Origin of the sequence: Klebsiella sp. 2019SCSN059 (assembly GCF_021739525.1) — a bacterium.
Lineage (GTDB): Bacteria > Pseudomonadota > Gammaproteobacteria > Enterobacterales > Enterobacteriaceae > Klebsiella > Klebsiella quasipneumoniae.
Genome location: NZ_JAKKOM010000007.1, coordinates 74,036 through 86,162 on the forward strand (window position 1 = coordinate 74,036; position 12,127 = coordinate 86,162).

Here is a 12,127-nt window from a genome sequence, read left to right on the forward strand (position 1 = left end):
GGTAAAGCCCGCCGCAAAAAACCCGCAATCTTGCTTTTTAATTTTTTTCGCCGACGAGGAAGGTACGGAACTGCGGCGACATCCAGGTTTTAAAGCCCTCTCCCTCTTTGACGATCATGTAGACCGCCAGCCCCTGCTCGCGCACCACCTGCTGCGCTTTTTCCGGCCCCAGCACCATCAGCCCGGTATCCCAGCCGTCCGCCTCCAGCGCCGTTGGCGCAATAACGGTCACCGAGACCAGCTTATGGGTTATCGGCTGCCCGGTCTGCGGGTCGATGACGTGAGAGATACGTTTCCCGTCGAGTTCATAGTAGTTGCGATAGCTGCCGGAGGTGCTGATGCCGTGGCCATTGATGTCGACAATCGCCTGAACGGCGTTTTCCCGGTCGGTCGGTTTCTGGATCGCCACCCGCCAGGGCTTGCCTTCGCCATTCATCCCGCGGCTGACCAGCGCCCCGCCCACCGACACCAGATAGCGGGAGATCCCCTCCTGCTCCATCAAGCGCGCAAGGTGGTCGGCGGCATAGCCTTCCCCCACGGTGGAGAGGTCGACAAACAGATCGGGAATATCTTTTTGCAGGAACTGCCTGCCGCTCTGATTGATAACCTGCAGATGCTGCAGGCCGGTGCGCGCTTTCGCAGCGGCGATCGCCTGCGCATCCGGGGTGGCGACCGGCTGTTTATCCGGGCCAAAGCCCCACAGATTGACCAGCGGCCCCACGGTGATGTCCATCGCGCCGTCCGTTTTGGCGCCAATCCGCAGCGACAGGGTCACGATGTCCGCCATCGCTTCGCTCACCGGCCAGGGCCGGGTATCCGCCGCGTGGTTGAAACGCATCAGCGCCGAGTCGTTTTTCCAGGTCGACAGCAGGCGATCGTCGGCGTCCAGCTGGGCCTGAACCTTGGCGCGCAGCGCCTGGGCCTTTGCCTCATCCACGCCGATAACGCTGACCCGCCAGAAGGTGCCCATCGTTTTACCATCCAGTACGGTGGCCGTTGAAGCGGGTGTCGCGGGAGTGGTGGCTGAATCGCAGCCAGAGAACAGTACGCAGGCGCCCAACAGCGCGGCGCGAAAGAAAGTCATATCCATTAATCGAGGCTCCTCTTACCAGGGCGACAAGAGTATACCAGCGAGGTTAAACCAGACATAAAAAAAGGCGCCAGAGGCGCCTTTTTGTTATGCAGCTTGCAACTTAGAACTGGTAAACCAGGCCCAGGGCAACCACGTCGTCGGTAGAGATACCGGCTTTACGAGTGAAGTCGTTTTCATCCAGCAGGTTGATTTTGTAGTCAACATAGGTGGACATGTTTTTGTTGAAGTAGTAGGTCGCGCCCACGTCAACATATTTCAGGATGTCCTGGTCGCCGTAGTTTACACCTGTGAAGTTATTCTGCAGGTTTTTACCTTTAGACTGCAGGTAAGCGACGGACGGACGCAGACCGAAGTCGAACTGGTACTGAGCAACCACTTCGAAGTTCTGCGCTTTGTCAGCAAAGCCCAGGGAACCAGCGCGAGTTGCGTTGTAGGTCTGGGTGTACTGAGTGGCCAGGTAGATGTTGTTCGCGTCGTATTTCAGGCCGCCGGTGTAGGTTTCAGCGTTGTCGCCACGACCCAGTGCCGGAACACTATTCTGCTCGTCGGTACGTTTGGAGTGAGAGTACGCGAAACCAGCGCTGATGCCATCAAAGATGTCATAGGTCAGAGAGGTGCCGAAGCCGTCGCCGTTCTGTTTGCTCCAACCACGACCGTTGTTGGTCGCGCCTTCGCCGCTGACGCTGCCGTTTTTACCCTGGTACTGCAGAGCAAAGTTCAGGCCGTCAACCAGACCGAAGAAGTCAGAGTTACGGTAGGTTGCAACGCCGTTAGCACGGGACTGCAGGAAGTTGTCAGAACCGTAGGTGTCGCCGCCGAATTCCGGCAGAACGTCAGTCCAGGACGTTACGTCGTATACTACGCCGTAGTTACGACCGTAGTCGAAAGAGCCCGCGTCGCCAAATTTCAGACCGGCGAATGCCAGACGAGTCCAGGCCTGATCGCTGGAGCTTTCAGTGTTGTTCGCCTGAACGTTGTATTCCCACTGGCCGTAACCGGTCAGCTGGTCGTTGATCTGAGTTTCGCCTTTCACGCCTACACGCATGTAGGTCTGGTCGCCATCGACGCTCTTGTCGTCAGAGAAGTAGTGCAGACCGTCAATTTTACCGTACAGGTCTAATTTGTTGCCGTCTTTGTTATAAATTTCAGCCGCATTTGCTGCGCCTGCTACCAGCAGAGCCGGTACCAGGAGGGACAGTACTTTAACTTTCATGTTATTAACCCTCTGTTTGTTATATGCCTTTTATTATGCCACTGCTTACTGATTACCCTTCTAATCAGTCGGCTATTTCATTGTGCTGCAAAATGCAGAATAATCCAACAAGAATATGATACTAAAACTTCTAAGATGTTTCAAAGTCCCCACAAGATGTTTCAATTTGTAAATGCAGCGGAACTTTTTTTCACCCCAAAATGGCCAGGGAAATACGCACTAATAATCAAAAAAATTATTTAGCCATTCAAAATCAATATGATATACAAAACCAAGCCTATAGCACTGAATGGTAAAACAAAATGATCATTGGTGACTAAAATAAGAGTCGCTATCATCATTAACTTTATTTATTACCGTCATTCAGTTCTGAATGTCTGTTTACCCCTATTTCAACCGGATGCCTCGCATCCGGTTTTTTTTACCCTTCTTTACACAACTTTAATTTATCTGTGCTACAGCCAATGATTCCCTAACGACTATTAATCAATCAATTAAGCCGCTTTTCGTGCTTATTCTGCCAATGTCTTGTTATTTCGTGCGATTCTTCGCTTTTGTTTCTGTCAATATCGTCAGCTGTCAGCCGTGCGGACGCGGTTTCATTTACGCTTCGTTTCTAAGATAATTCCTGGGCGGTATCGCGCCGCTGGCGCCAATCTGTAGTATGGATTTACGCCATTAGCCTTTATACTGCCTGCAGCATCTGCTTTGTTGCCAGTTACTCTGGCGCTACATCCTGTTTACAAACAATGATGAGTCGTTCAGCCACAAGATGACCCCGAAAAAATTCTCTCTGATCCCCGGCAACATCAGCCGCTTCTTCATTTTGATGGTTATTGTCCTGCTGGCGACGATGGGGGTGATGATTCAAAGCGCCGTCAATGCCTGGCTGAAAGAGAAGAGCTATCAGGTGGTTGATGTCTCCCATGCTCTGCACCAGCGTATTGATACCTGGCGCTATGCCACCTGGCAAATCTACGACAATATCGCCGCCACCTCTTCCAACACCGCCAGCGGCGGCCTGCAGGAGACGCGTTTAAAGCAGGACGTGTACTATCTGGAGAAGCCCCGACGTAAAACCGAAGCCCTGATCTTTGGCTCCCACGACAGCTCGACCCTCGAGATGACGCAGAAAATGTCCGATTATCTGGATATTTTGTGGGGCGCGGAGACCATTCCGTGGTCGATGTACTATCTCAATGGTCTGGATAATAGCCTGATTCTCATCTCCACCCTACCGTTGAAGGACCTCTCCTCAAGCTTTAAAGAGTCAACCATCAGCAGCGTGGTGGAATCCCGGCGCGCGGAAATGCTGCTGCAGGCCAATACCCTTGATGAGCGCGAGACCTTCTCGCCGCTGCGCCATCTTGCCTGGCAGAACGCGCACTACTTTACGTTACGTACTACCTTCAATCAGCCAGGACACCTGGCGACCGTGGTCGCCTTCGACCTGCCGATTAACGATCTGATCCCGCCGGGCATGGCGCTGGACAGCTTCCGTATCGAGCCTGATCCCTCGCAAAATGTTGCCGCCAGCCCCGAGAAAGAGGCTAGCGATCATATCGGGATCACCTTCAACGGCATGCAGATTGACATCGCCACCGACATCAGCACCACCGGTATGCAGGTGCTGTGGACGGTCCCGATGAGCACCATGCTGCTGGAGTCCCTGCAGAACATTCTTCTGCCGCTGCTGCTTAACATTGGCCTGCTGGCGCTGGCCTTGTTCGGTTTCACCACCTTTCGGCATTATAAAGGACGCAGCAGCGCCTCGGGCGCCGGGCTCCCCTCCGCCGCCAATAGCGAACTGCGTTTACTGCGCGCCATTAATGAAGAAATTGTGTCTTTGCTGCCGCTGGGGCTGCTCGTCCACGATCAGGAAGCCAACCGAACGGTGATCAGCAACCCGATTGCCGACCATCTGCTTCCGCACCTGAACCTGCAGAACATCACCAACATGGCGGACCAGCATCAGGGGGTGATCCAGGCCACCGTCAACAACGAACAGTATGAGATCCGCCAGTATCGCAGCCAGGTAGCGCCGCGCACGCAGATCCTGATTATCCGAGACCAGGACCGCGAAGTGCTGGTCAATAAAAAGCTCAAACAGGCCCAGCGCTTGTATGAGAAAAACCAGCAGGGCCGGGCGGCCTTTATGCAGCATATCGGCAGCGCCCTGAAGCAGCCCGCCCTGAACCTGGCGGCCGAGGCAGCGGCGCTCGACGGCGCGGAGAACCGGACGCTGGCGCAGCATGCCGATGAGCTGGTCACACTGATCGATGACATTCAGCTGGCTAACCTGCTGGAAAGCGATGCCTGGAAAACCAGCCAGTCGCTGTTCTCGGTGCAGGAGCTGATCGACGACGTCGTACCGGAGGTGCTGCCGGCGATGAAGCGCAAGGGGCTGCAGTTGCTTATCAATAACGCGCTGCCTGCCGGCGAGCAACGCTATGGCGACCGTGAAGCGCTGCGGCGCACGCTGGTGCTGCTGATCCAGTATTCCGTCACCACCACGCCGATCGGCAAGATCACCCTCGACGTCTGCCAGGAAGAGTCGGCCAGCGATCGCCTGACCTTCCGCATTCTCGATACCGGCAACGGGGTCTCGGCTAACGAGATCGACAATATGCACTTCCCGTATCTCAATGAGACCCAGAGCGATCTGTACGGCAAAGCGAACGCCCTCACCTTCTGGTTATGTGACCGCATGACGCGCAAGCTGGGCGGGCAGTTGACCATCAAAGCGCGGGAGTCGCTGGGGACTCGCTATAGCCTGCATCTGAAAATGCCGGCCAGCGAAGAGGCGCCAGAAGCGGGAGAACATCTGCTGGATGACGTTATCGTCCTGCTGGATGTGACCTCCAGCGAAGTGCGGCGGATTGTCACCCGCCAGCTGGAGAGCTGGGGGGCGTCCTGCATCACGCCGGACGATCGGGCGACAAGTCAAGCGTTCGATCTGTATTTAACGGATAATCCGTCTAATCTTACTGCTTCGGGCTTGCTTTTAAGCGATGATGAGGTTGGGATACGCAAAATCGGCCCGGGCCAACTGCGGGTCAACTTTAATATTAGCACGGCGATGCAGGAGGCTATCCTGCAGCTTATTGAGCAGCAGCTGGCGGAGGAGGCGGTTCAGCCCGCCATCTCAGGAAACGAGAGTAACGCCGAACTCCATGCCAGCGGCTATTACGCACTGTTTGCCGATACGGTACCGGATGATGTTCAGAGATTGTATACTGAAATCGAAGCGGGCGATTTTGCTGCTCTGGCACAAACCGCCCACCGCCTCAAAGGGGCATTTGCTATGCTTAATCTGATACCCGGCAAGCAGTTATGTGAAACGCTTGAGCATCTGATTCGCGAAAAGGATGCGCAAGGCATAGAAAAATATATCAGCGACATTGACGCTTACGTCAAGAGCTTGCTGTAGAAGGTAGCCTTATACATGAACACTATGAACGTAATTATTGCCGATGACCATCCGATCGTACTGTTCGGTATTCGTAAGTCACTTGAGCAAATTGAGTGGGTGAACGTCGTTGGCGAGTTTGAAGACTCCACGGCCCTTATTAACAATCTTCCGAAGCTGGACGCCCATGTGCTGATCACCGATCTGTCCATGCCCGGTGATAAATACGGCGACGGGATCACGCTGATTAAATACATCAAGCGCCACTTCCCGGATCTGTCGATCATTGTTCTGACCATGAACAACAACCCGGCGATCCTCAGCGCGGTGCTGGATCTGGATATCGAAGGGATCGTCCTTAAGCAGGGGGCGCCGACCGATCTGCCAAAAGCGCTGGCCGCGCTGCAGAAAGGGAAGAAATTCACCCCGGAAAGCGTCTCTCGTCTGCTGGAAAAAATCAGCGCCAGCGGCTATGGCGATAAACGCCTGTCGCCGAAGGAGAGCGAAGTGCTGCGTCTCTTCGCCGAAGGCTTCCTGGTGACCGAGATCGCCAAAAAGCTTAACCGCAGCATCAAAACCATCAGTAGCCAGAAAAAGTCGGCGATGATGAAGCTGGGCGTCGAAAACGACATCGCCCTGCTGAACTACCTCTCCTCCGTCTCGCTGAGCGCGACGGACAAAGAGTAATATTATGCTCTCTCCGTCTCGCCCCGGCGAGACGGAGTTCCCCGTTATTCCCGCCCTTTACGTACCCGCGCCGCATATACCGTCAGCGTTTGCTTCAGCACGTCAAGCGTCACCGGCTTGGACAGACAGCTGTCCATCCCCGATTCCAGACAGCGCTGCTTCTCTTCCGCCAGGGCATTGGCCGTGACGCCAATCACCGGCAGCGTCAGGCCAAGCTGACGAATGCGCTGCGTCAGGCGATAACCATCCATATTAGGCATGTTGACGTCGCTGAGCACGATATCGATGTGCTGCTTGCTGAGGACGTTGAGCGCGTCGACCCCGTCGTTCGCAGTCACGCACTGGTAGCCGAGCGATCCCAGCTGATCCGCCAGCAGGCGCCGGTTGATCGGATGATCGTCGACCACGAGGATCATCATGTCGTCGTTATTGCCGGCCTGCGCCTCCGGCGCCATCAGCGCCCGGCTATTGTCCGCACTGGCCAGCGCGATGTGGAAAATACGCCCCAACAGCGGCAGCAGTTCATGCGGCGTCGTCACGCTATGCAGCCACTCGCCGGCGGCCCGTTCCTGCGGAATACCGATATGACGACGGCAGAAGATGACCATCGCCCTTCCCTGCCAGCCGCTCAGCGCTTCATCGTCAGTGAGTAAGACATCCTCGGCGTCCGGGGTTTCTCCGGCATGACGACGTACCGTAAGGCCGTGATAGCTGAGCAGCGAGGTGACGAACATCGCCAGCGAGGTGTTGTGGATGGCCAGCCAGCAGGTCTTGCCAGCGAAACCGTTCGCCGTCATCTGCGGCGTGTTCTGCACGCCATACAGCGGGATGCGGATGGTAAAGCGGCTGCCCATTCCCGGCTCCGTTTCCACGGCGATATCGCCATCCATCATGCTGATCAGTTTTTCACAGATCGCCAGGCCAAGGCCGGTGCCCTGGAAGTTGCGCTGCACGCCGGTCCCCACCTGGAAGAAGGGGTCGAAGAGGCGCAATACCTCTTTCGCCGGGATCCCCTCCCCGGTGTCGCGGACGCTAATCTGCAGATAATCCCCCGCGCACTGGACGTGCAGGATAATGCAGCCGGTGTCGGTGAACTTGATCGCATTGCTCAGCAGGTTGGAGATCACCTGCTGCAGGCGCATCGGGTCGCCGGACATCTGTTCCGGAACGTCCGGTTCGATAAAGCAGTACAGACCCAGCTGCTTGCGCACCACCAGCGGCAGATAGTTGGCGGAGATATGGTTCATGACCTCGCGCGGGGAAAATTCCCGCGGCTCGATCTTCAACTGCTCGGACTCGATTTTGGAGAAATCGAGAATATCGCTGATGATTTTCAACAGCAGGCTTGAGGAGTTGTTCATCGCCGTCACCAGGCGATCGACGCCCTTCGGCAACGCTTTGGTCTGCAGCAGATCGAGGTTGCCGATGATGCCATACAACGGAGTACGCAGCTCATGGCTGACGGTGGCAAGGAACATCGATTTCGACTGGCTGGCCTGCTCCGCCGCCTGGGCCATCTCCTGCAGCGACTCTTCCATCTTCACGCGGGCGGAAACGTCCACCAGCACGCAAATCGCCACGTTTTCGTTGCGATAGCGCGAGTGGACAAAGCTAATCTGCAGATTGGTATGGTTGCTGGTCAGCACATCGACAAAGTTGACCTGCTGGCCGCAGATGATCTGCGTCAGCCGCTGGCGGTCCTCATGGGTCAGCATGTTCAGATAGTTGTGCGCCAGCTCGTTACTGAGAATGTTGGTCCCGTCGAGGGTGCGCAGAATACAGATCCCCACCGGGGCGGAGGCCACGATTTTGCGGTTGAACTGCTCATGCTCTTCCAGCCGCTGAGCGTCATTTTCCGCAGGGATAAAAATGCGCCGCTCATACATCCGCGCCAGCGCAAACAGCATCGCGCCGCTGAGGATATTGAGAACGATGGCGTTGATGATCAGCATACGGATCCGCTCCAGCACCTGGTCTACCGAGACGGAATAGACGATGCTCAGGGAGGACGGCGCAAGGCTTTTCTTCAGCACCAGCTCGCGGAAACCCGCGCTGTAGCCAAACCACATCCGCTCCTGCATCCATTTCGCTTCGCTCTGGATTTTGCTTTCCGCGCCGGCCAGGGAGATCAGCGGCTGGCCGTTATCGTCGAAGATAGTCACGCTCATCGGCAGGCTGCCCGGCGTAAAGAAGCTTTCCATGCGGATGGTCTGCTCAACGCCGAGCATCGCCTGCAGGCGATTGGCCATATAGATCGGCGTCAGGGCGTAAAAATAGCCCACCCCGGGGCGCATGCCCTGGCTTATCCAGAACAGGTTGTTGCCGCGCTCGTTTTGCGGCGCATTGCGGTATTGCTCAATGCGTTGATGCAGGACTTTCAGCGCCTGATCGCGCTCAATCGGCACGTCACGCAGGCCAAAGTTGGCCATACAGAGGTTATCGCTGCCGATGAGAAAGATGCGGTTAAGGTCGTAGGCGGCGGTGAAATTATCCCGCCAGTAGCGCATAAACCACGCCAGCGATTGGAGCGAATTACGCCAGGCGCTACTCATCGCGCTGCAGTCGGAGTCAGGATACAGGGGTTCAAAGCTGGGGATCGCAATATCGCCGCTTTGCCCTTGCGCTACCGCATCCCCTGCCGACAGCCGGTTACCGGCGACGTACTTCAGCTCTTTAATCACATCCGCCGTACGCTGAATGTAGCGCTGGGCCTGATCGGCGTTGAGATTGAGCTCCTGATGGATCTCGGCTTCCCGCTCGTGCAGCGCGTTGACGATATAAAACACAGAGACAAACGCAATCAGCAGCCACAGCAATACCGCCAGCGCTCTGAACAGATAACGTGAAACCTTCAGGGTTGTGTGAAAAGAGGCAAGATATTTCAATGTGGCGATGCTCGGCCGTCAGGGACTCAACAGAATGGGGTTAAAGTAGCGGTAAACCGGCTTTGCCGCAATGTTAATGCAAAAAGGGCCGGGAGAATACCCGGCCCTTTCAGAACATTTACCTGGGACGATTACTCTTCGTCTTCGGCGATGTCGTCATCGGTATCCGCTTCCGGGGCGATATCGTCATCGCCTTCCGCCGCGCTACCGTCGATGGCGTCCAGTTCTTCGTCGTCTACCGGCTCAGCGACGCGCTGCAGCCCCACCACGTTTTCATCTTCCGCGGTGCGGATGAGGATCACGCCCTGGGTGTTACGGCCCACGATGCTCACTTCGGAAACGCGGGTACGCACCAGCGTCCCGGCGTCGGTGATCATCATGATCTGATCGCAATCATCCACCTGTACGGCGCCGACCACGGAACCGTTACGCTCGGTGACTTTGATCGAGATAACGCCCTGGGTGGCACGCGACTTGGTCGGATACTCAGCCACGGCGGTACGTTTACCGTAACCGTTTTGCGTCACCGTCAGGATCGCGCCTTCACCGCGCGGAATAATCAGCGAGACGACGCTGTCGTTTTCCGCCAGCTTAATGCCGCGTACGCCGGTGGCGGTACGGCCCATGGCGCGAACGGCATCTTCTTTGAAGCGCACGACCTTGCCGGCCGCGGAGAACAGCATCACTTCGTCCTGACCAGAGGTCAGATCGACGCCGATCAGCTCATCGCCTTCGTTCAGGTTCACCGCGATAATGCCGGCGGAACGCGGACGACTGAACTCGGTCAGCGCGGTTTTCTTCACGGTACCGCTGGCGGTGGCCATAAAGACGTTGACGCCCTCTTCATACTCGCGGACCGGCAGGATAGCGGTGATACGCTCATCGGCTTCCAGCGGCAGCAGGTTAACGATCGGACGACCGCGCGCGCCGCGGCTGGCCTCCGGCAATTGATAGACCTTCATCCAGTACAGACGACCGCGGCTTGAGAAGCAGAGGATGGTGTCATGGGTGTTGGCCACCAGCAGGCGGTCAATAAAGTCTTCTTCTTTAATGCGCGCTGCCGATTTGCCTTTACCGCCACGACGCTGTGCTTCGTAGTCGGTCAGCGGCTGATACTTCACATAGCCCTGATGCGACAGGGTGACCACCACGTCTTCCTGGTTGATCAGATCTTCGATGTTGATATCAGCGCTGTTGGCGGTGATTTCGGTACGACGTTCGTCGCCGAACTGGTCGCGGATCAGCTCCAGCTCTTCGCGAATCACTTCCATCAGACGGTCGGCGCTGCCGAGGATGTGCAGCAGTTCCGCGATCTGTTCCAGCAGCTCTTTATACTCGTCGAGCAGTTTTTCATGCTCAAGGCCGGTCAGTTTCTGCAGACGCAGATCCAGAATCGCCTGGGCCTGCTGCTCGGTCAGGTAGTATTTACCCTCGCGCACGCCGAACTCGGGCTCCAGCCATTCCGGACGCGCGGCGTCATCACCGGCACGCTCCAGCATCGCCGCGACGTTACCGAGATCCCACGCCTGGGCAACCAGCGCTGCTTTCGCTTCAGCCGGGGTCGGCGCGCGACGGATCAGTTCGATAATCGGGTCGATATTGGCCAGCGCCACGGCCAGCGCTTCGAGGATATGCGCGCGGTCACGGGCTTTACGCAGCTCGAAAATGGTGCGACGGGTCACCACTTCGCGGCGGTGGCGCACGAAGGCGGCGATGATGTCTTTCAGGTTCATGATCTTCGGCTGGCCATGGTGCAGCGCAACCATGTTGATGCCGAAGGAGACCTGCAGCTGGGTCTGGGAATAGAGGTTGTTGAGCACCACTTCCCCTACCGCGTCGCGCTTCACTTCAATCACGATGCGCATCCCGTCTTTATCAGACTCGTCACGCAGCGCGCTGATGCCTTCCACGCGTTTTTCTTTTACCAGCTCGGCGATTTTCTCAATCAGGCGCGCTTTGTTCACCTGATAGGGAATTTCATGCACGATGATGGTTTCGCGGCCGGATTTCGCGTCCACTTCCACTTCCGCGCGCGCGCGGATGTAGACTTTACCGCGACCGGTGCGGTAGGCCTCTTCAATGCCGCGACGGCCGTTGATAATGGCGGCGGTCGGGAAATCAGGGCCAGGAATATGCGCCATCAGCCCTTCAATGCTGATGTCTTCATCGTCGACATAGGCCAGACAGCCGTTGATCACTTCCGTCAGGTTATGCGGCGGTATGTTGGTAGCCATCCCGACGGCGATCCCGGAGGCGCCGTTTACCAGCAGGTTAGGAATTTTGGTCGGCATGACGTCCGGAATACGCTCCGTGCCGTCATAGTTGTCAACGAAATCGACCGTCTCTTTTTCAAGATCGGCCATCAGCTCATGAGCGATTTTCGCCAGACGAATTTCGGTATAACGCATCGCCGCGGCGGAGTCGCCGTCGATGGAACCAAAGTTACCCTGGCCGTCCACCAGCATGTAACGCAGCGAGAACGGCTGCGCCATACGCACGATGGTGTCGTATACCGCGGAGTCGCCGTGCGGGTGGTATTTACCGATTACGTCACCAACGACACGGGCTGATTTTTTATAGGCTTTGTTCCAGTCATTGCCCAATACGTTCATGGCGTAAAGTACGCGACGGTGTACCGGCTTCAGGCCATCTCGGACATCCGGCAGCGCACGGCCAACAATGACCGACATCGCATAATCCAGATAAGAGTTCTTAAGCTCTTCCTCAATGTTGACCGGTGTAATTTCTCTCGCAAGGTCGCTCATCTAACCGCTATCCCTCTACTGTATCCCGGATTCAAAGGTCGCAAATTATAACACAGCCGCGCTAAGAGAGGTAAA

Annotated in this window: 6 protein-coding genes; 2 read left to right on the forward strand and 4 right to left on the reverse strand. The window is 56.4% G+C overall.

The genetic code is table 11. The annotated features are described in order from the left end of the window. Positions 1-37: 37 nt before the first annotated feature. Together apbE and L2I46_RS10595 are read right to left on the reverse strand one after the other, a co-directional pair. Positions 38-1,090 carry an FAD:protein FMN transferase ApbE gene (gene apbE, locus L2I46_RS10590; RefSeq protein ID WP_023290481.1) on the reverse strand — a complete coding sequence of 351 codons (1,053 nt, stop codon included), beginning with the start codon at positions 1,088-1,090 and terminating at the stop codon, positions 38-40. A 103-nt stretch (positions 1,091-1,193) separates the two neighbouring features. Then, positions 1,194-2,306: a porin OmpC gene (locus L2I46_RS10595; protein WP_065812277.1), complete on the reverse strand. Its 1,113-nt coding sequence runs from the start codon at positions 2,304-2,306 to the stop codon at positions 1,194-1,196. Between the two features lie 772 nt (positions 2,307-3,078). Between L2I46_RS10595 and rcsD the strand changes: the two genes are divergently transcribed. Both rcsD and rcsB read left to right on the forward strand, forming a co-directional pair. Next, the gene (gene rcsD, locus L2I46_RS10600; protein ID WP_236947846.1) at positions 3,079-5,736 is read left to right on the forward strand and encodes a phosphotransferase RcsD; all 2,658 of its coding nucleotides are present in this window, start codon (positions 3,079-3,081) and stop codon (positions 5,734-5,736) included. 15 nt (positions 5,737-5,751) lie between these two features. Beyond that, a complete protein-coding gene (gene rcsB / locus L2I46_RS10605) occupies positions 5,752-6,402 on the forward strand; it encodes a response regulator transcription factor RcsB (protein WP_002913007.1) in 651 nt (216 codons plus the stop codon). A gap of 44 nt (positions 6,403-6,446) precedes the next feature. Here the strand turns inward: rcsB and rcsC are convergent, their stop codons facing one another. Together rcsC and gyrA are read right to left on the reverse strand one after the other, a co-directional pair. Beyond that, complete coding sequence (gene rcsC, locus L2I46_RS10610) at positions 6,447-9,287, reverse strand: two-component system sensor histidine kinase RcsC (protein ID WP_086075459.1); 2,841 nt, start codon at positions 9,285-9,287, stop codon at positions 6,447-6,449. Positions 9,288-9,418: 131 nt separating this feature from the next. Further along, positions 9,419-12,052: a DNA topoisomerase (ATP-hydrolyzing) subunit A gene (gene gyrA, locus L2I46_RS10615; RefSeq protein WP_236947847.1), complete on the reverse strand. Its 2,634-nt coding sequence runs from the start codon at positions 12,050-12,052 to the stop codon at positions 9,419-9,421. Positions 12,053-12,127 lie beyond the last annotated feature (75 nt).

Bases quoted from the DNA above. Each gene is read 5' to 3' on its own strand.
- apbE (WP_023290481.1), bottom strand. From the start codon at position 1,090: ATGGATATGACTTTCTTTCGCGCCGCGCTGTTGGGCGCCTGCGTACTG.
- rcsB (WP_002913007.1), top strand. From the start codon at position 5,752: ATGAACACTATGAACGTAATTATTGCCGATGACCATCCGATCGTACTG.
- L2I46_RS10595 (WP_065812277.1), bottom strand. From the start codon at position 2,306: ATGAAAGTTAAAGTACTGTCCCTCCTGGTACCGGCTCTGCTGGTAGCA.
- rcsD (WP_236947846.1), top strand. From the start codon at position 3,079: ATGACCCCGAAAAAATTCTCTCTGATCCCCGGCAACATCAGCCGCTTC.
- gyrA (WP_236947847.1), bottom strand. From the start codon at position 12,052: ATGAGCGACCTTGCGAGAGAAATTACACCGGTCAACATTGAGGAAGAG.